The organism is Micrococcus sp. KRD070, assembly GCF_017168435.1.
In the GTDB taxonomy this organism is placed as follows: Bacteria; Actinomycetota; Actinomycetes; order Actinomycetales; family Micrococcaceae; genus Micrococcus; species Micrococcus luteus.
This window is the reverse complement of sequence record NZ_JABFNH010000022.1, coordinates 9,202-28,365: the sequence shown is the minus strand read 5'-3', so window position 1 is coordinate 28,365 and position 19,164 is coordinate 9,202. Positions and strand designations below refer to the sequence as shown.

General features: G+C 72.7%; 16 protein-coding genes, 2 tRNA genes and 1 pseudogene. 13 read left to right on the top strand and 6 right to left on the bottom strand.

Annotated features, from left to right (window positions below; genetic code table 11):
• The first annotated feature begins 203 nt into the window (after positions 1-203).
• Positions 204-914, top strand: coding sequence for a hypothetical protein (locus J1M38_RS07765; RefSeq protein ID WP_063190231.1), 711 nt, complete (start codon positions 204-206; stop codon positions 912-914).
• Between the two features lie 37 nt (positions 915-951).
• Here the strand turns inward: J1M38_RS07765 and J1M38_RS07760 are convergent, their stop codons facing one another.
• From J1M38_RS07760 to pepN, 3 genes and pseudogenes are all read right to left on the bottom strand, one after another.
• Positions 952-1,425, bottom strand: coding sequence for a globin (locus tag J1M38_RS07760; protein ID WP_206481505.1), 474 nt, complete (start codon positions 1,423-1,425; stop codon positions 952-954).
• Positions 1,426-1,593: 168 nt separating this feature from the next.
• Positions 1,594-2,025 (bottom strand): annotated as a pseudogene (locus J1M38_RS07755) (OsmC family protein); the annotation flags it as partial.
• A gap of 90 nt (positions 2,026-2,115) precedes the next feature.
• Positions 2,116-4,755, bottom strand: a complete 2,640-nt coding sequence (pepN, locus tag J1M38_RS07750) for an aminopeptidase N (RefSeq protein ID WP_123243910.1) — start codon at positions 4,753-4,755, stop codon at positions 2,116-2,118.
• 176 nt (positions 4,756-4,931) lie between these two features.
• Between pepN and J1M38_RS07745 the strand changes: the two genes are divergently transcribed.
• Both J1M38_RS07745 and J1M38_RS07740 read left to right on the top strand, forming a co-directional pair.
• On the top strand, positions 4,932-5,405 hold the full coding sequence (locus tag J1M38_RS07745; RefSeq protein WP_044659097.1) for a ribose-5-phosphate isomerase: 474 nt from the start codon (positions 4,932-4,934) through the stop codon (positions 5,403-5,405).
• Complete coding sequence (locus tag J1M38_RS07740; RefSeq protein ID WP_041104798.1) at positions 5,406-6,317, top strand: Fpg/Nei family DNA glycosylase; 912 nt, start codon at positions 5,406-5,408, stop codon at positions 6,315-6,317. It begins immediately after the preceding gene.
• A gap of 122 nt (positions 6,318-6,439) precedes the next feature.
• Here J1M38_RS07740 and J1M38_RS07735 read toward each other — a convergent pair.
• A tRNA-Gly gene (locus J1M38_RS07735) sits at positions 6,440-6,510 on the bottom strand.
• A gap of 76 nt (positions 6,511-6,586) precedes the next feature.
• On the opposite strand from J1M38_RS07735, the gene J1M38_RS07730 reads away from it, so the two are divergent.
• The 7 genes from J1M38_RS07730 to J1M38_RS07700 all read left to right on the top strand — a co-directional run bounded on the left by J1M38_RS07730 (position 6,587) and on the right by J1M38_RS07700 (position 12,869).
• Positions 6,587-7,480 carry an SDR family oxidoreductase gene (locus J1M38_RS07730; protein WP_123243909.1) on the top strand — a complete coding sequence of 298 codons (894 nt, stop codon included), beginning with the start codon at positions 6,587-6,589 and terminating at the stop codon, positions 7,478-7,480.
• Positions 7,481-7,563: 83 nt separating this feature from the next.
• Positions 7,564-7,637: transfer RNA gene (locus tag J1M38_RS07725), tRNA-Pro, on the top strand.
• Between the two features lie 42 nt (positions 7,638-7,679).
• The gene (tig, locus tag J1M38_RS07720) at positions 7,680-9,134 is read left to right on the top strand and encodes a trigger factor (RefSeq protein WP_041104794.1); all 1,455 of its coding nucleotides are present in this window, start codon (positions 7,680-7,682) and stop codon (positions 9,132-9,134) included.
• A 264-nt stretch (positions 9,135-9,398) separates the two neighbouring features.
• Positions 9,399-10,016 carry a ClpP family protease gene (locus J1M38_RS07715; RefSeq protein WP_036316875.1) on the top strand — a complete coding sequence of 206 codons (618 nt, stop codon included), beginning with the start codon at positions 9,399-9,401 and terminating at the stop codon, positions 10,014-10,016.
• A gap of 41 nt (positions 10,017-10,057) precedes the next feature.
• Positions 10,058-10,723, top strand: a complete 666-nt coding sequence (locus J1M38_RS07710) for an ATP-dependent Clp protease proteolytic subunit (protein ID WP_041104792.1) — start codon at positions 10,058-10,060, stop codon at positions 10,721-10,723.
• A 167-nt stretch (positions 10,724-10,890) separates the two neighbouring features.
• Entirely contained in the window at positions 10,891-12,189 is a 1,299-nt protein-coding gene (gene clpX / locus J1M38_RS07705; protein WP_036316877.1) for an ATP-dependent Clp protease ATP-binding subunit ClpX, read from the top strand.
• Between the two features lie 62 nt (positions 12,190-12,251).
• A complete protein-coding gene (locus J1M38_RS07700; RefSeq protein WP_036316880.1) occupies positions 12,252-12,869 on the top strand; it encodes a DsbA family protein in 618 nt (205 codons plus the stop codon).
• A gap of 83 nt (positions 12,870-12,952) precedes the next feature.
• On the opposite strand, the gene J1M38_RS07695 is transcribed toward J1M38_RS07700, so the two are convergent.
• Both J1M38_RS07695 and valS read right to left on the bottom strand, forming a co-directional pair.
• Positions 12,953-13,288 (bottom strand): membrane protein, encoded by a 336-nt coding sequence (locus J1M38_RS07695; RefSeq protein WP_036316984.1) that lies wholly within the window; start codon positions 13,286-13,288, stop codon positions 12,953-12,955.
• 360 nt (positions 13,289-13,648) lie between these two features.
• Positions 13,649-16,333 carry a valine--tRNA ligase gene (gene valS / locus J1M38_RS07690; protein ID WP_122054272.1) on the bottom strand — a complete coding sequence of 895 codons (2,685 nt, stop codon included), beginning with the start codon at positions 16,331-16,333 and terminating at the stop codon, positions 13,649-13,651.
• A gap of 139 nt (positions 16,334-16,472) precedes the next feature.
• On the opposite strand from valS, the gene J1M38_RS07685 reads away from it, so the two are divergent.
• The 3 genes from J1M38_RS07685 to J1M38_RS07675 form a co-directional block, all read left to right on the top strand.
• On the top strand, positions 16,473-17,267 hold the full coding sequence (locus tag J1M38_RS07685; RefSeq protein ID WP_044659094.1) for an SDR family oxidoreductase: 795 nt from the start codon (positions 16,473-16,475) through the stop codon (positions 17,265-17,267).
• A 43-nt stretch (positions 17,268-17,310) separates the two neighbouring features.
• A complete protein-coding gene (locus J1M38_RS07680) occupies positions 17,311-18,060 on the top strand; it encodes a sirohydrochlorin chelatase (RefSeq protein ID WP_122054275.1) in 750 nt (249 codons plus the stop codon).
• 117 nt (positions 18,061-18,177) lie between these two features.
• A partial coding sequence (locus J1M38_RS07675) for a nitrite/sulfite reductase (RefSeq protein ID WP_206501220.1) occupies positions 18,178-19,164 on the top strand: 987 nt, incomplete at its 3' end.

Below are 19,164 nucleotides of genomic sequence, written 5' to 3'. Positions count from 1 at the left end.
GAGGCCGTCACGTCGCGGCGCACCGTGATGACGACGTCACCGCCGGAGTCGCGCGTCGTCGTGCTCGGGCCGCCGCGCGATGTGGCCGGGGCCTGCCGGTGGGCGGTGTTCCAGCTCCTGCGGCACGAACGGCTCCTTCGACGTGGATGGACCCCGCGACGGCGGGGCGGCCCGGGACGCGACGGACCTGGGACAATGCTTGCATGACCGAGCACTCCGCCGCCGCACCAGTCCTCCGCTTCGTCGACGACCGCGCTGTGCGGGACCTCGAGCAGCTGGCCACCCGCGCCCGTCGCGTCGCCGACACGGGGATGCGCCTGCACGTCGTGCCTGAGGCAGGGCGCTCCCGCACCCCGATGCTCGCCCAGTGGGTCTCCGTGCTGCAGCCGGCCGGGCTCGGAGACGGGGTGCCCGTCGTCCTGGGGCTGCGCACCGTGCCCCTGGCGACCGCCGACGGCGTGGCGGACCTGGACGCCGTCGTCGCCCTGGGCTCCGTCACCGAGCGCACCGCCCGGATGCGCGGCCAGGACCCCGTCGACCTGGCGTTCGCCGTGCCGCCGGGCCGCGAGCACGTCACCTGGACCGCGCTGACCCCGCCCCGCGGCGGCTGGACGCCCGTGGCCGAGGTCGCCGATGAGGAGTTGACCGAGGTGGCCACACGCGGCGCCGACGCCGTGTGGGACGCCCTGCCCGAGAACCCGGGGGAGGCGCTGGTCCGCAAGATCCGGGCGCAGATGTGGGGACCCCTGCTCGGGGGCGACGCTCTGCAGTTCCCGGCCGGCATGGCCTTCGGCGCGCACGCGCTGGGCTTCCTGCGGCCCGGCGGCCGCGCCCGGCTCAGCACGGCGGGGCCGTGGACGCGCCTGGACACCCCCGGCGGCTTCGTGCTGGGCCGCCCCGCCATGGCGGTGTGAGCCCGCGCCCCATGTCGGGGCGCGGACCGCGGGCCGGTCAGGCCGAGTTCTGCAGGGAGTGGGCGGCCCGCTCCAGGTAGTCCCAGAGTTCGGCCTCGTGCAGCGGTGACAGCTCCAGCGTGTCGACGGCGGCGCGCATGTGCCGCAGCCACGCGTTGCGCGCGGCCGGGTCGATCCGGTACGGGGCGTGGCGCATGCGCAGGCGGGGGTGGCCGCGCTCCTCGGAGTACGTCCGCGGTCCGCCCCAGTACTGCTCCAGGAACATGAGCAGCCGGCGCTGGGCGCCCTCGAAGTCGTCCTGCGGATACATCGGGGCGAGGATCTCGTCCTCGCGCACGCGGGCGTAGAACTCGGCGGTCAGCCGGTCGAAGGTCGGGCGGCCGCCGACGGCGTCGTAGAAGCTGGCGGCCTGACCGGGCGCGGCCGGGGTCCCCGGGGTCGCACCGGCGGGGCCCGCCGCGGCGTCGCGGGCGCGCACCTGCTCCACCGGGGCGGGTGTGCCCTCCTGCATCACCGGCTCGACCTCGGTGGGCCGCTCCGCCAGGCCCGTCACACGGGACGGGCCCTTGGCGACGCGCGGCCGCAGCACCGCCAGGGGGGCGCCCAGGCGCGCGGAGTGGTCCGGCAGCGTCGGCGCGCCGGTGGGCAGGGCCTCGGGGCGGACCGGCTCGACGGCGACCGGGGCCGAGAGCGAGTTCGCGATGAAGCACAGCCGGTGCGCCTCGGCGTGGAGGGCCTCGGCCCGCTCCCGGTCGGCCTCGTCCTGCAGCGTGACCTCGGGCCGCAGCGTGATCGCGGTGAACCGCCCGGCGCCGTCGCCGTCCAGCTCGAGCTCACCCTCGACCCCGCACGTCATCCCCGTGACCACGACCCCGGAGGTCGACGCGACATGGAGGTACGAGAGCACGTGACACTCGGCGAGCGCGCCGAGCAGGAGGGTCTCCGGGTTCCACTTCGAGTCGTCGCCGCGGAAGGGGCGGGCGGCCGAGGCCTGGATCTCGCCGACGGCGGCGTCCTGGATCACCACGGAGCGGTCATAGTCGCGGACGCCGGAGGTGCCCGAGCCGCGGTCGCCCGTCCACTCGGTGCGCAGGGAGAAGGTGTGCTTCATGGGTTCCAGCCTAGCCAGCCCGCGCCTCGACAGCGGCGGGGGCGGTGCTGGAGGGCACCTTCGTGGAATGCCCACCAGCCCCCGCCCGGTTCAGGCCCCGGCGTGGACCTGATGCACGTGCGCCGTCGCGTGCTCGCGCGCGGCCAGGGCGCGGACCGTCTCGTCCCGACCCTCGGCGAGGACGCGGGACAGCCCCGCGCGGGTGTCGGCCAGCCGCTCGGACAGGGCGGTGGCGCGGTCGGCGATCTCCGGGGTGACCTGGGCGGTCGGGTAGCCCAGCGTCGCGGCGGTCTCGGCCATCTCGTGGGAACGGGAGTCCCACATCGCCTCGACGCCCTCGAAGTAGGCGTCTGCGAAGGGCGCGATCAGCGCGGCGTCGTGGGCCCGGGCGAACCCGATCAGGGCCTGGCGCTGCTCCGTGTTGGACAGCTCGCCGGCCATCACCCGGTCCCAGGCCGCGCGCTTGGCCTCGGCCGTCGGCACGGCGGCCCGGGCCTGGATCGCGGCGAGCGCGCCCGTGGCGGTCGCGTCGGCGCGCTCGGCCTCGGCGATCTCGGCCTCCCCGGCGCGGCCGGCCGCCACCAGCGCGGTGAGCAGCTCCCAGCGCAGGTCCGTGGTGAGGTCCAGCCCGGGCACGGTGCAGGTGCCGTCGACGAGGGCGGCCAGGCGGTCCAGCTGCGCCGTGGTGCGGGCGTGCAGGGCGAACGCCTTGACGAACTGCAGCTGGTTGTCCGAGCCGTCCTCGGCCTCCGCGACGAGGCCCCACAGACGGTCGGCCGCCGCGACCCGCACGGCCTCGGCCTGGTCCTCGGGCAGGTACAGGCCGATCGCCGTCGCGAGCTGGCGCAGCAGCGTCTGCACCACGGACGAGTCCCGCTCGTGGCCGACGTTGGCGAGGACGAGGTCGACGAACCAGGCGGCGGAGGCCTCGCCGTCGCGCACGGTGTCCCAGGCCGCCCCCCACAGCAGCGTGCGCGCCAGCGAGCCGTCCACGTCCTTCAGGCGGGTGGACGCGGCCTCCCACGAGGCGTCGTCGAGGCGCAGCTTGGCGTAGGCCAGGTCGTCGTCGTTGGGCAGGATCACGGCGGGACGACGGCGGCCGACGGCCTCGGCGACCTCGGTCACCTCACCGGCCACGTCGAGTTCGAAGCGCTCGGTGCGGGTCAGGCGGCCGGTGGCCTCGTCCACGTCGTAGAAGCCCACAGCCAGGCGGTGGGGGCGGAGCACGTCGTCGCCAGGCGCCGACGGCGAGCCGTCCGGGGCGCTCTGGCGCAGGCGCAGCGCGGTGATGGTGCCGGCCTCATCCGTCTCCACCTCCGTGCGCAGCGTGTTCACGCCCGAGGTCTCGAGCCACACGCGGGTCCACTCGGACAGGTCGCGGCCGGAAGCCGCCTCGAGCTCGGACATGAGGTCCGGCAGCTCGGTGTTGCCCCACGCGTGCTGGGCGATGTACGCGCGGACGCCGGCCATGAAGTTCTCCTGGCCCACCCAGGCCACGAGCTGGCGCAGCACGGAGGCGCCCTTGGCGTAGGTGATGCCGTCGAAGTTGACGAGCACATCGTCGAGGTCGCGGATCCGGGCCTTGATGGGGTGCGTGGACGAGAGCTGATCCTGGCGGTAGGCCCAGTTCTTCTCCATGGAAGAGAAGGTGGTCCAGGCGCTGGTGTACTGCGTGTTCTCGGCGGCGGCGAGCGTGGACATGAACTCGGCGAAGGACTCGTTGAGCCACAGGTCGTTCCACCAGCGCATGGTCACGAGATCGCCGAACCACATGTGGGCCAGCTCGTGGAGGATGGTGATGGCGCGGCGCTCGATCAGCGCCTCCGGCACGGTCCCGCGGAAGACGTACGACTCGAGGAAGGTCACACAGCCGGCGTTCTCCATCGCGCCGGCGTTGAACTCGGGCACGAACAGCTGGTCGTACTTCTCGAACGGGTAGGCGTGGCCGTACTGGGCCTCGAAGAACTCGAAGCCCTGGCGGGTGAGCTCGAAGACGTTCTCCGCGTCCAGGTGCTCCACCAGTGACGCGCGGCAGTAGACGCCGAGGGGGATCGTGCGGCCGTCGGCGCTGGTCAGCTCCGAATGCACGGAGGCGTACGGGCCGGCGACGAGCGCGGTGATGTAGGAGGAGATGCGCGGGGTGGGGGTGAACTCCCAGACCGCGGCGTCCACGCCCTGCAGGTTCTCCTCGTTCGCCACGACGCCGAGGGTGCGGCGGGAGTCCTCCGGCTGGTTGGACACCACAGCCCAGTGTGCCGGCGCGGTCACGGTGAAGCGGAACGCGGCCTTGAGGTCGGGCTGCTCGAACACCGCGAACATGCGGCGGGAATCGGGCACCTCGAACTGGGTGTAGAGATAGACCTCCTGGTCCACGGGGTCCACGAACCGGTGCAGGCCCTCGCCGGTGTTGCTGTAGTCCCCGAGCCCGTCGACCACGAGGGTGTTCTGCGCCGCCAGCGGGCCGATCCGCAGTCGGGCGCCGTCGAAGTCCGCCACGTCCAGCGCCTCGCCGTTGAGGGTCACCGCGGGGGCCTGCCCGGCCACGAAGTCGATCCACGTGTGGGTGCCCACCGCGTCCTGCGCGGCCGCGAACGTCACGGTGGTGGCCGTGTGGAAGTGCTCCGCTCCACGGGTGAGGTCCAGGCTCACCTCGTACGCGTCCACGGTGAGGGCGGCCGCGCGCGCGGCGGCCTCTTCGCGGGTGATGTTCATGGCGGCGGCGGTGGTCACGGTCGGACTCCTCCTGGGGTCGGGCGGATGCGGCACGGCCGGGACCTGTGATGGGGGCCACGGCACGGTGCTCCCCAGTGTGCCACCTGGCCCGGACGTCGTCGTCGGCCTCTGGATGCCCCGCCCCTCACTAGACTGGCGGGGACCCCGAGCCACCGCCCCTAAGGAGTCTGCGCATGCGCGTCCACATCGCCACCGACCACGCCGGCATGGAGCTGTCCGCCCACCTGGTGGAGCACCTCACCGCCGCTGGCTACGAGATGGTGGACCACGGACCCACCGAGTACGACGCGCAGGACGACTACCCGGGCTTCTGCATCAACGCCGCCCGCGCCGTCGTCGCCGACCGCGAGCAGGGACTGGACTCGCTCGGCATCGTGCTGGGCGGCTCCGGCAACGGCGAGCAGATCGCCGCCAACAAGGTGGCCGGCGTCCGAGCCGCCCTGGCCTGGAACCTGGACACGGCGCGGCTGGCCCGCGCGCACAACGACGCGAACGTCGTGGCCGTCGGCGGTCGACAGCACTCGCTCGAGGAGGCCACCGAGCTCATCGAGGCGTTCCTGGCCGAACCGTTCTCCCAGGACGAGCGCCACGTGCGCCGCATCGGGAAGATCGCGCACTACGAGACCACCGGAGAGGTGCTGATGTGAGTGCCTGAGGGCCACTCCGTCCACCGTCTCGCGCGCCAGTTCACCGACGTCTTCGGCGGCCGCCGGATCCGCGCCACGAGTCCGCAGGGCCGCTTCGCCGAGGGGGCCGCCCTGCTCGACGGCCAGGTCCTGAAGCGCGCCCGGGCCCACGGCAAGCACTTCTTCGCCGACGTCTCCGGCGGCCACGTGCTCCACGTCCACCTGGGCATGTACGGGGCGTGGACCTTCGGCGGGGATCAGGACTTCGCGGCCGCGTCCTCGATCGGCGCACCCCGCCGGATCGGCGAGCGGGAGGTCCACGACGACGGCGCCCCGGCCGCCGAGCCCGCTCGCGACGCCGACGGCTGGGTCCAGCCCCCGCCGCCGGCCGCCACGGTCCGGCTGCGACTGCGCGCCGAGCACGGCTGGGCCGACCTGATCGGCGCGAGCCGGTGCCGCGCGCTCACTCCGGCCGAGGCTGCCGACGTCGTCGCCGGCCTGGGCCCGGATCCGCTGAGCGACGACGATCCCGCGCCGTTCTACGACCTCGCCCGGCGGACACGGCGGCCGATCGGCGTCGTGCTGATGGACCAGGCGGCCGTCAGCGGGATCGGCAACATCTTCCGGGCCGAGGCGCTGTTCCGCGCCGGCATCGACCCGTGGCGGCCGGCCCGGGAGGTCTCCGCGTCGGACCTGGCATTCCTCTGGGCGGACAACGCCGCGCTCATGCGGGAGGGCGTGCGGCTCGGGCGGATCGTCACCACGCGGCCCGAGCACCGGCCGGGGATCCCTGCCGAATCGGCCTGGCCCGAGCACGCGAACTACGTGTACCAGCGGCAGGGCCTGGCCTGCCTCGTGTGCGGGCGCGAGACGATCGTGGTGGAGGAGATGGCGGCCCGGAAGCTCTACCGGTGCCTCACCTGTCAGAGCTGAGGGGCCTGTAGCAGGCCCGACCGGGCACAGCGGTCAAGGCACCGGCGCGGACGACGACGCACCCGAGAAAGCCATGAGCCGGGCCATCGTGTGCACACGATGACCCGGCTCATGAGGTCCGGAGGGGATGACGGGAATCGAACCCGCGTAGCCAGTTTGGAAGACTGGGGCTCTACCATTGAGCTACATCCCCGCGGGGCCGCGCTCGGCGCGGACCAGCGGCTGACACCGTATCACGGCGGGCCCGCGTCGGCCGTGGGGGAAGAGGCATGATGCACGGCTCCCGTCCCGCCCTCCGCAGGGCCGCGTCCGCCCTCGCCGGCCGTCGTCCCCTGTCCCTGCGCGGCGCCACCGTCCTCGTGACGGGCGGCGCGTCCGGCATCGGTCGACTGATCGCCCTGGGGGCCGCCCGCCGCGGCGCGGGCCGCGTCGTCGTCTGGGACCTCGACCTGCAGGGGGCTGAGGCCGTCGCCGCCGAGATCCGGTCTCAGGGCGCGGACGCCCAGGCCGAGCGCGTGGACGTGACGGACGCGGCCGCCGTCGAGGCCGCCGCCGCCCGCGCCGGAGAGGTGGACGTCGCCGTGAACAACGCGGGCGTCGTGACGGGCGTGCGCCTCGAGGACGCCACGGAGGAGGGCATCCGCCGCACCTTCGAGGTGAACGCACTCGCGCCGTACTGGCTGACCCGGGCGGTCCTGCCCGGAATGCGGGCCCGGGACCGCGGGGCCGTGGTCACGGTGGCCTCGGCCGCGGGGTTGGTCGGCGTCGCGCGCCAGACGGACTATTCCGCCACCAAGCACGCCGCGGTCGGCTTCGCCGAGTCCCTCGCCGCGGAGCTGCGCAAGGACGGCAGCCGCGTCACCTCCCTCGCCGTCTGCCCCTTCTACATCGACACCGGGATGTTCGCGGGCGTGCGCAGCCGGGTGCCCTGGCTGCTGCCCGTGCTGGATCCGCGCCACGTGGCGCAGGAGGTGCTGGACGCCGTCGAGGCCGGCCGCACCCGCCTGCTGCTGCCGCGCGCCGTCGGTCTGATCGCGCCCCTGCGCGCCCTGCCGGCGCCCGTCTTCGACCTCGCGATGGACGTCCTCGGGGTCAACGCCACGATGGACGGCTTCACGGGCCGGCGGTCGCGGCTTTTCGCGGGGCGCGAGACGGCGCGCTAGGATTCCACAGTCTGCCCTCGGGCAGTCCCTCGGGTGCCCGGCGAGCCTCCACCGCGTGAGCCCGCCGGCGTCGGGGACGACGGCGGGGTGTAGCTCAGCTTGGTAGAGCGCGCGCTTTGGGAGCGTGAGGCCGCAGGTTCAAATCCTGTCACCCCGACTCGACGTCAAGACCATCCACCACCACCAACAGGAGTCATCCGTGGTCAAGTCCACCGCAGAGAACCTCAGCCCGACCCGCGTCAAGCTGACCGTCGAGGTGCCGTTCGAGGAGGTGAAGCCCGCCCTGGACAAGGCGTTCAAGGACATCGCCAACCAGGTGCAGATCCCGGGCTTCCGCAAGGGCAAGATCCCGGCACGTCTGATCGAGCAGCGCTTCGGCCGCGAGATCGTCGTGGACCAGGCCGTCAACGAGGGCCTGAACACCTGGTTCTCCGCCGCCATCGCCGAGGCCGAGCTCACCCCGATCTCCCGCCCCGAGGTCGACGTGACCGCCACCCCGGACGCGGAGAACGCCGAGGGCCCGGTGGCCTTCACCGCCGAGTTCGACGTGCGCCCGACCATCGAGCTGCCCGACTACAAGGGCCTCAAGGTGACGGTGGAGCCCGCCCAGGCCACCGAGGAGGACGAGCAGAAGGCCCTCGACGCCCTGCGCTCGCGCTTCGGCTCCCTCAAGGATGTGGACCGCCCGGCCGCCCAGGACGACTTCGTCACGATGAACCTGACCGCCACGGTCGACGGCGAGCAGGTCGACCAGGCCGAGGGCCTGTCCTACCAGGTGGGCGCCGGCACCATGCTCGAGGGCATTGACGAGGCCCTCGACGGCCTGTCCGCCGGCGAGGACGCCACCTTCGAGACCACGCTCAACGGCGGCGAGCACGACGGCGAGACCGCCGTGGTCAAGCTGGAGCTGACGGCCGTCAAGGAGCGCGAGCTGCCCGAGGCCGACGACGAGTTCGCCCAGCTGGCCTCCGAGTTCGACACCATCGCCGAGCTCAAGGAGGACCTGAAGAAGCAGGCCGCCGAGGAGGCCGTGAACCGCCAGGGCGTCGAGGCCCGCGACAAGGTCCTCGAGGAGCTGGCCAAGCTCGTCGAGGTCCCGGTGCCGGACGGCGTCATCGCCGAGCAGGTCGAGCAGCACTTCTCCGCCGGCGGCCACACCGCGGGCGACGACCACGACACCGCCGAGCACCGTGCCGAGCTCGAGCAGAACACCCGCGAGGCGTTCGCCAACGAGGTCATCCTGGACGAGGTCGCCGAGGCCGAGGAGGTCACGGTCGACCAGGGTGAGCTGATCGAGTACATCATCGCCACCTCCTCCGAGTACGGCATGGACCCGAACCAGTTCGCCATGATGCTCGACCAGGGCGGGCAGATCCCGATGATCATGGGCGAGGTCCGCCGCCGCAAGGCCCTGGCCAAGGTCCTCGAGTACGCCGAGGTCACCGACACCGACGGCAAGGCCGTGGACCTGACGGCGTTCGTGACCCCGGGCGGCCAGGAGGCCCTCGACGCTGAGGCCGAGGGCGCCGAGGCCGAGGGCGCCGACGAGGCGGAGGAGAAGCCCGCCGAGAAGGCCCCGGCCAAGAAGAAGTCGACGGCCAAGAAGGCCCCGGCCGAGCAGGCCGACGACGCCGAGGCGGCCGAGCAGGCCTGATCCCGGCCGGTGGGGACGCACCCCCGCCGAGCCACGACGACGGCGCCCCCGCCCACGCCGGTGGGGGCGCCGTCGTCGTCCCGGGGCCCCGGTGGGCGGCCCCGGGCGGGGTCCGCGACAACCTGCGCCAACAGCGAAACGCCGACGGCGTCCCGCGCGCTGGCCCGGACGCCCGGCTAGTGTCGGACTCGATCAGGGACCCGTCCGTCCGCGCGAGCGGCCGCCGTTCGGGAGGCCCGTGGACATCTCGACAGGAAGGCGGAAGTGATGACCGACATCACCCCCAGCATGCGTTCGGTGGACCCGGCGCAGCGCGAGGATTTCCTCTACACCCAGCTGCTGAAGTCGCGCATCGTCTGGCTGGGCGAGGACGTCCGTGACGACAACGCCAACGCGATCTGCTCCCAGCTGCTCCTGCTCTCGGCCGAGGACCCGGAGAAGGACATCTACCTGTACATCAACTCCCCGGGCGGCTCCGTCACCGCGGGCATGGCGATCTACGACACGATGCAGTACATCCCCAACGACGTCGTGACGGTGGCCACCGGCCTCGCCGCGTCCATGGGCCAGTTCCTGCTCGCCTCCGGCACCAAGGGCAAGCGCTACGCCACCCCCCACGCCCGCGTGCTGATGCACCAGCCCTCCGGCGGCATCGGCGGCACCGAGTCGGACATCCGCATCCAGGCCCAGCTGATCCTGCACATGAAGCAGGTGATGGCGGAGCTGACCGCCGAGCAGACCGGCCAGTCCGTGGAGACCATCCTCGAGGACAACGCGCGTGACAAGTGGTTCACCGCGCAGGAGGCCCTCGAGTACGGCTTCATCGACCACATCGCCGACCGTGCCGCGTCCGTGACCGGCGGCGGCGGCGTCCGGGGCTGAGCCCGGCCCGGACCGTCCCGACCCTCTCCAGGAGACCAAGAATGACCCAGTTCCCCGCCGGGCTCCCCACCGGGATGCCCTCCCTGCCCACGCCGGACGCGCGCTACATCCTCCCGCAGTTCGAGGAGCGCACCCCCTACGGCTTCAAGCGTCAGGACCCCTACGCCAAGCTCTTCGAGGACCGCATCGTCTTCCTCGGCGCGCAGGTGGACGACGCGTCGGCCGACGACGTGATGGCCCAGCTGCTCGTGCTCGAGGCGATGGACTCCGAACGTGACATCACCCTGTACATCAACTCGCCGGGCGGCTCGTTCACGGCCATGACGGCGATCTACGACACCATGCAGTTCATCCGCCCCGAGGTGCAGACCGTGTGCCTGGGCCAGGCCGCCTCCGCCGCGGCCGTGCTGCTGGCCGCGGGCGCCCCCGGCAAGCGTCTGGCGCTGCCCAACGCGCGCGTGCTGATCCACCAGCCGGCGATGCAGGGCGACCGCGGCACCGCCACGGACCTGCAGATCCACGCCCAGGAGATCAACCGGATGCGCGTGTGGATGGAGGAGACGCTGGCCTCCCTCACCAACCGCACGCCCGAGGAGGTCTCGCAGGACATCGACCGGGACAAGTTCCTCTCGGCCGAGCAGGCCCTCGAGTACGGCCTCGTGGACGAGGTCCTCGCCTCCCGCAAGATCACCCGCCCGTCTGCCTGACCGACGACGCCCGCCGAGGGGTCCGGCCGCGCGGCCGGGCCCCTCGGCGCCGACCGGGGACCCGGTCCCTTAACGTGTCCGTCCACGGCCGTATGCTGGACGGAATCTGACAGCGACGACGCCCGCGCGGGGCGGACGTCTCCGCCCGGCCTTCGAGGAGTACCACCATGGCGCGTATCGGAGAGAGCGCTGACCTGCTGAAATGCTCGTTCTGCGGGAAGAGCCAGAAGCAGGTGCGCAAGCTCATCGCCGGCCCGGGTGTCTACATCTGCGACGAGTGCATCGAGCTGTGCAACGAGATCATCGAGGAGGAGCTCGGCGAGGCGGCGGAGGCGGACGAGACCGTCCTGCCCACCCCGCAGGAGATCTTCGACCACCTCGAGAGCTTCGTGATCGGTCAGGAGGCGGCCAAGCGTTCCCTCGCCGTCGCCGTGTACAACCACTACAAGCGCGTGCGTGGGCCGCAGGCGCGGGGCGGTGACCTGGCCGACCGCCTCACCGAGCGGGACGACCTCGCGGACGTCGAGGTCGGCAAGTCGAACATCCTCATGGTCGGCCCCACCGGCTCCGGCAAGACGTATCTCGCGCAGACCCTCGCCCGGCGGCTCAACGTCCCGTTCGCGGTCGCGGACGCCACCAGCCTCACCGAGGCCGGCTATGTGGGCGAGGACGTGGAGAACATCCTCCTCAAGCTCATCCAGGCCGCGGACTACGACGTGAAGAAGGCCGAGCAGGGCATCATCTACATCGACGAGATCGACAAGATCTCGCGGAAGTCCGAGAACCCCTCCATCACCCGGGACGTCTCCGGCGAGGGGGTGCAGCAGGCCCTGCTGAAGATCCTCGAGGGCACGGTGGCGTCGGTGCCGCCGCAGGGCGGGCGCAAGCACCCCCACCAGGAGTTCCTGCAGATCGACACGTCCAACGTGCTGTTCATCGTGGCGGGCGCGTTCGCGGGCCTGGACGAGATCATCGGTTCCCGTGCCGGACGCAAGGGCATCGGGTTCGGCGCGCCCCTGAACCACCTGGGCGCGGGGGACGTCACCTACGCGGACGTGCGGCCGGAGGACCTGCTGAAGTTCGGCCTCATCCCCGAGTTCATCGGCCGCCTGCCCGTGATCACCACTGTCGAGGACCTCACGCACGAACAGCTCGTGCGGGTGCTGACCGAACCGAGGAACGCCCTGCTCAAGCAGTACCAGAAGATGTTCCTCATGGACGGCGTGGAGCTCGAGTTCGAGCAGGACGCCCTGGACGCCGTCGTCGCCCAGGCCGAGGCCCGCGGCACCGGCGCCCGCGGCCTGCGCTCCATCATGGAGAACGTCCTCAAGCCCGTGATGTTCGAGCTGCCCTCCCGTTCGGATGTGGGCACGGTCGTCATCTCCGGGGACGTGGTGCGCGGCGAGGCCGAGCCCACGCTCATCCCGGCCGAGGTGGAACGACGTCGACGCGGCCGGAGCGCCTGACCGCCGTCGCCCAGCAGGACCGACCGGAGCCGAGACGGCTCCCTGACCGCAAGGAGCACAGCATGACCGACACCACGCAGCAGCCCACCGTCGACTTCTACTTCGACGCCACGTGCCCGTTCGCCTGGATCACCTCCCGGTGGATCCTGGAGGTCCAGAAGGTGCGCGACGTGCGGGTGGTCTTCAAGATCATGTCGCTCGCCGTCCTGAACGAGGGCCGCGACCTGGACCCCGACTACCTGGCCCGCCTCGAGAAGGCCTGGCTGCCGGCCCGCGCCGCCGTGCAGGTGCGCGAGCGGCACGGTGCCGAGGCGCTCGGCCCGTGGTACACCGCGGTCGGCACCCGCATCCACGAGCAGGGCCGCACGGACTACGAGGCCGTGGTGGCCGAGGCCCTCGAGGAGCTGGGCCACGACGCGGACATCCTGGACGCCGCCCGCACCGACGTGGCCGACGAGCAGCTGCGCGCCAGCCAGAAGGAGGCGGAGGACCTCGTGGGCAACGACGTCGGCACGCCCGTCGTGGCGTTCAACGGCACGGCCTTCTTCGGTCCCGTGATGACCCGCATCCCGCGCGGCGAGGAGGCGGGCCGCATCTTCGACGGCGCCGTCGCCCTGGCCGACTTCCCGTACTTCTACGAGATCAAGCGGGCCCGCACCACGGATCCGCAGTTCGACTGAGCCCCCGGCTCGCACGAGACCGGCCCCACACCTTCAGCGCGAAGGTGTGGGGCCGGCGTCGTCGGGGTGCGGGGCGGCGGGGGTCAGCTGCGCGCCACTCTGCCGGCCGCGCGGATCAGGGGGACCTGCAGGGGCAGCCGCCCGAGGGAGACCAGTTGCGCCGGCCAGGGCCGGCGTCGCCACCGCCAGGCCATCCACGCATTGCCGGGCCACACGCCGAGGAAGAGCGCCTGCGCGGCGCGTCCGCCCGCGCGCCGGGTGCGCGGGACGGCCAGCAGACCCGCCACGGCCAGCTCGGCCACGCCGGAGCCGTGGGTCCACGCGCGGGCCGAGCCGGGCAGGAACGGCGGGATCAGCCCGTCGAAGGGCTCAGGTCGGACGAAGTGGAGCACGCCCATGGCGGCGAGGGCGGCGGACATCCGCCGGGCGGAGGAGTCGCAGGCGCGGCGGCCGGCCGGGGCGGGATCGGGTGTCGGTCTCATCCTCTCAGTGTCCACCCCTGCCGCGGTGACCGCACTGCGACATGCGGCAGGAGCACGACCGGGAGGTGCACCACGACACCCCCGGGAGGGCCGCCTCCCGACGAACTCCGATCCGGCGGCGGACTGCCGACGTGCGCTGTGCCCTACCGGATCCCGGCCACGAACATCCCACGCTGACGGGCAGACTCGGGTTCGCAGCACGGGCGCGACGACGGCCCCGCCGCCCGTGATGGGCGACGGGGCCGTCGTCGTGCCGCGTGCGCTCCCGAGACACCGTCCGGGAACGCGCGGCGCGGATCAGTCGTCCTCGACCGGTGCGAGCTGCACGTCGGAGACGGTCAGCGGCGCGGACTCGCCGGCCTCGCCCTGCGTGAGGGACAGGTCCGCGATGTTGCCGGCCGCCTTGAGGTCCGCCAGGCCGCCGCGCAGCTTCTCGAGCCACTCGGTCGGTCCGGTCACCACGGCGGAGCGCACCTCGGTCCGCTGCTTCACCTTGGCCTCGGACTTCGCCTTGCGGACGCCGCCCAGGACCTGCGCCACGGTGGGCAGGACCTCGGCGTCACCGGCGGAGGCGGCGAAGGACAGGGCCGCCACCTCGTCCGCGGCGCCCGGCCACGCGGCGGTGTGCACGGAGCCGGCGCGCCACCAGCTCCACACCTCCTCGGTGGCGAACGGCTGGAACGGGGCCAGCAGACGCAGCAGGGCGTCCAGGGTGGTGGCCAGCGTGGTCACCACCGAGGCCTGCTCGGCCTCGCCGTGGCCACCGTAGGCACGGTCCTTCACGAGCTCCACGTAGTCGTCCGTGAAGGCCCAGAAGAACTGCTCGGTCACGTTGAGGGCGCGTGCGTAGTCGTAGGCCTCGAACGCGCGGGTCGCCTGCTCCACGGTGGCCGCGAGGCGCGTCAGCAGGGAGGCGTCCAGCGGGTTGGTGACGGCCGCGGCGTCGTCGGCCGTGCGGATGACGGCGTCCTGCGTGGCGCCCAGGTTCAGCACGAACTTGGCGGCGTTGAGCAGCTTGATGGCCAGGCGGCGGCCGATCTTCATCTGCGCCACCTCGTAGGCGGTGTCCGCGCCGAGGCGGGCCGAGGCGGCCCAGTAGCGGACGGCGTCCGAGCCGAACTGGTCCAGGATGTCGGTCGGGACCACCACGTTGCCCTTGGACTTGGACATCTTCTTGCGGTCCGGGTCGAGGATCCAGCCGGAGAGCGCGGTGTCCGTCCACGGCACGGAGCCGTTGAGGGCGTGGGCGCGCACCACGGTGGAGAACAGCCAGGTGCGGATGATGTCGTGGCCCTGCGGGCGCAGATCGAACGGGAAGACGTTGTTGAAGAACGCCTCGTCACGGGACCAGCGGCCCACGATCTGCGGGGTCAGCGAGGAGGTGGCCCAGGTGTCCAGGACGTCCGGGTCGCCGGTGAAGCCGCCGGGGACGTCGCGCTGGTCCTCGGAGTAGCCCGGGGCGGCCTCGGCGGCCGGGTCCACGGGGAGCTGCTCGTCGGCCGGGAGGATCGGGTTCTCATAGTCGGGCTCACCCTCCGCGTCCAGCGGGTACCAGACCGGGATCGGCACCCCGAAGAAGCGCTGGCGGGAGACGAGCCAGTCACCGTTGAGGCCCTCGACCCAGTTCTCGTAGCGGTGGCGCATGTGCTCCGGGTGCCAGGAGAGCTCGCGGCCGCGCTCGATCAGCTCCGCGCGGCGGTCGGCGTCGCGGCCGCCGTTGCGGATGTACCACTGGCGGGAGGTGACGACCTCGAGCGGCTTGTCGCCCTTCTCGTAGAAGTTCACGGCGTGCATGATCTTCTTCGGCTCTCCGTCCAGCAGGCCGGCCGCGGTGAGGGCGTCCACCACACCCTGCTTGGCGGAGAACACGGTCTTGCCGGCCACGGTGTCCGCATAGGCCTGTCGGCCGGCGTCCGTGGTGATCCACTCGGGGGTGTCGGCGGCGAAGCGGCCGTCACGGCCGATCAGGGTGCGGGTCGGCAGCTGCAGCTCGCGCCACCAGGTGACGTCGTTGAGGTCGCCGAAGGTGCAGACCATGGCGATGCCGGAGCCCTTGTCCGGCTTGGCCAGCGGGTGCGGGAAGACCTCGACCTCCACGCCGTACAGCGGGGAGGTGACGGTCGTGCCGAACAGGTGCTGGTAGCGCTCGTCGTCCGGGTGGGCGACCAGGCCGGAGCAGGAGGCCAGCAGCTCGGGGCGGGTGGTCTCGATGAAGACCTGCTCGCCGTCCGCAGCGGTGAAGGCGTAGCGGTGGTAGGCGCCGGGGACCTCGCGGTCCTCGAGCTCGGCCTGGGCCACGGCGGTGCGGAAGGTCACGTCCCACATGGTGGGGGCCTCGGCCAGGTAGGCGTCGCCCGAGGCGATGCCGGCCAGGAAGGCGCGCTGGGAGACGGCGCGGGAGACGTCGTCGATGGTCCGGTAGGTCATGTCCCAGTCGACGGACAGGCCGAGGCGGGTGAAGAGGTCCTCGAAGACCTTCTCGTCCTCGACGGCGAGCTCCTCGCAGAGCTCGATGAAGTTCTTGCGGGAGATCACGTCCCAGTCGCGCTGGTTCTTCGCCGGCTTCTCCGGCGGGCGGTAGCCCTCCACGTACGGCTTGGCGGGGTCGCAGCGGACGCCGTAGTAGTTCTGCACACGGCGCTCGGTGGGCAGGCCGTTGTCGTCCCAGCCCATCGGGTAGAACACGTTCTTGCCGTTCATGCGCTGGTACCGGGCGAGCACGTCGGTCTGCGTGTAGGAGAAGACGTGGCCCACATGCAGGGAGCCGGAGGCGGTCGGCGGGGGAGTGTCGATCGAGTAGACCTGCTCGCGGGTGGTCTGCGTGTCGAACGCGTACGTGCGCTCGTCGGCCCAGCGGGCGGTCAGCTTCTCCTCGAGGCCCTCGAGGGCCGGCTTGTCCGGCACGGCCACGGCGCCGGCGGCGGGGGTGGACGGGGTCGATGCGTCGATGGGCGTGTCTGTGCCCTGCGTGTTCTCAGCCATGCCCGCCATCCTCCCATGACCGGGGCGGCGGGCCGGGCCTGCGACGATGCCCGGGACGTCCCGCCCTTGCAGTCGGTCGACCTGGCGGAGGTGATCCGGGCGGTGCTCCGAACGGCACGGCTCGGCTACGGTCGGAGGCGTGAGCCACACCCATGAACCTGCGAAGAACCCCGCCCGCGCCGCCGTCGTGACGGGGGCCACGAGCGGCATCGGCCGCGCCACGGCCCTCGAGCTCGCCCGCCGCGGCTGGCGCGTGTACGCCGTCGGCCGCCGGGCCGAGCGCCTCGAGACCCTCGCTGCCGACGCCCGGGCCGAGGGCGTGAGCGGCGACGTCGTCCCCGCCGCCCTGGACGTCACGGACGAGGCCGCCGTCGCCGCGCTGGCCTCGCGCGTCGAGGCCGACGGCGGCGCCGACACCCTCGTCAACATCGCCGGCGGAGCGCTCGGCACGGACGCGGTGGGCGTGGGCGACCGCGCCGACTGGGAGTGGATGTACCGCGTCAACGTGCTCGGCACCCTGACGATGTGCCAGGCGTTCCTGCCCATGCTCCGCGCCCACGGCGAGGGCACCGTGCTCAACCTGACCTCGACCGCCGCCGTCACCGCCTACGAGGGCGGCGCCGGCTACAACGCCGCGAAGATGGGCCAGCACGGGCTCACCGGCGCGCTGCGCCTGGAGGAGGCCGAGCACAACGTGCGGGTGATCGAGGTGCTCCCGGGCATGGTCCACACCGAGGAGTTCTCCCGCAACCGCCTGGGCGGCGACCAGTCCGCCGCGGACGCCGTGTATGCGGGCGTGGAGAAGCCGCTCACCGCCGAGGACGTCGCCGAGGTGTGCGTCCACGCCGTCGAGCTGCCCCACCACGTGAACCTGGATCAGATCGTGATGCGGCCGGTCGCCCAGGCCGCCCAGCACAAGGTGATCCGCCGGTGAGCGGCGGGCCGCAGAACGTGTGGGCCGACGCGGTGGGCTCGGCATGAGCGCGCCCGTGCTGCACGTGATCGCCTGCGCCCACGGCACGCACGACGCGGCCGGCCGCGACGTGATCGACGGCCTCCGTGCCGACCTGGCGGCCCTCCTGGCCGCCGAGGGGCCGGGCGCCCAGGTCCACGAGGCCTACGTGGACGTGCAGAGCCCCTCCCTCGACGAGGTCGTGGCGGCCCTGCCCCCGGGGGAGCCGGCCGTGATCGTGCCGCTGCTGCTGTCCCTGGGCCATCACGTCCACCACGACATCCACCACGCCGCAGCCGCCCGACCCGGCACGATCGCCGCCGCACCGCTGGCCGGGGCCGGGGACGACGTCGAGCCGCGCCTGGTGACCGTTCTGGCCGAGCGGGTGGCCCAGGCGGTGCCGGCCGGTGAGGCCGCGACATCGGACATCATCCTGGCGGCGGCCGGCACCCGCGCCGCGGACGGCCAGGCCCAGGTGCACGCCCTGGCCGGGGCCCTGGCCCGGGCCACGGGACTGCCCGTGACCGCGGCGTTCGGGGCGGCGGCCACCCCCCGTGTGCCCGACGCCGTCTCCCGGGTGCGCGCCGCCGGCCGTCGCGCCGTGGTGGCCGCCCACCTCTTGGCCCCCGGGCACTTCCACGACCGACTCGGCGAGAGCGGCGCGGACGCGGTCACCGACCCCCTGCTGCCGCATCCGCTGGTGGCGCGGATCGCCCTGGACCGGCTGCGGTCCGCCCTCGCCGAGGCCCCGAGGGGAGCCGCCGGAGGCCGCTGAGCCGCTCGTCACACGGCCGGGGCTGGGCCGGGCCCCGACCGCGGGCCGGCCCCGGGAACGTGACGAACCGCGTCGACGATCTTGGGGTCGGCATGCCGGGTTCCTAGCGTGGCGGCCATGACCCAGGTGAACGAGACGTCGAGGCCGGCGCGCACCCCGCGCCGTCCCTCCGCCAAGCCGCACGGCCAGTGGAAGGTGGACGGGACCACCCCCCTGAACCACAACGAGGAGTTCAAGCAGCAGGACGACGGCCTGAACGTCCGCGAGCGCATCGAGCAGGTCTACGCCCGGGAGGGCTTCGACTCGATCCCCTCGGACGACCTGCACGGCCGCTTCCGCTGGTGGGGCCTGTACACCCAGCGCCGGCAGGGGATCGACGGCGGCAAGACCGCCACCCTGGAGCCCCACGAACTCGAGGACCGCTACTTCATGCTGCGCGTGCGCATCGACGGCGGCGACCTCACCACCGAGCAGCTGCGCGTGATCGGCGGGATCTCCACCGACTTCGGCCGTGACACCGCGGACATCACCGACCGGCAGAACGTCCAGCTGCACTGGATCCGTGTCGAGGACGTCCCCGAGATCTGGCGGCGCCTGGAGTCCGTGGGCCTGTCCACCACCGAGGCCTGCGGCGACGTGCCGCGCGTGATCCTCGGCTCACCGGTGGCCGGGATCGCCGCGGACGAGATCATCGACCCCACGCCCGTGATCCGGGAGATCGCGGACCGCTGGATCGGTGACCTCGAGGTCTCCAACCTGCCCCGCAAGTTCAAGACCGCCATCACCGGACATCCCTCCCAGGACGTGGTCCACGAGATCAACGACGTCTCCCTGATCGGTGTCGTGCACCCCGAGCTGGGCCCCGGCTACGACCTGTGGGTCGGCGGCGGCCTGTCCACGAAGGCCCGCCTGGCCGACCGGATCGGCGCCTTCGTCTCGGCCGAGCGCGCCCCCGAGGTGTGGCACGCCGTCGTGAGCATCTTCCGTGACTACGGCTACCGGCGCCTGCGCAACAAGGCCCGCATGAAGTACCTGCTCGAGGACTGGGGGCCGGAGAGGTTCCGCACCGTGCTGGAGGAGGAGTACCTCGGCTACGCCCTGCCC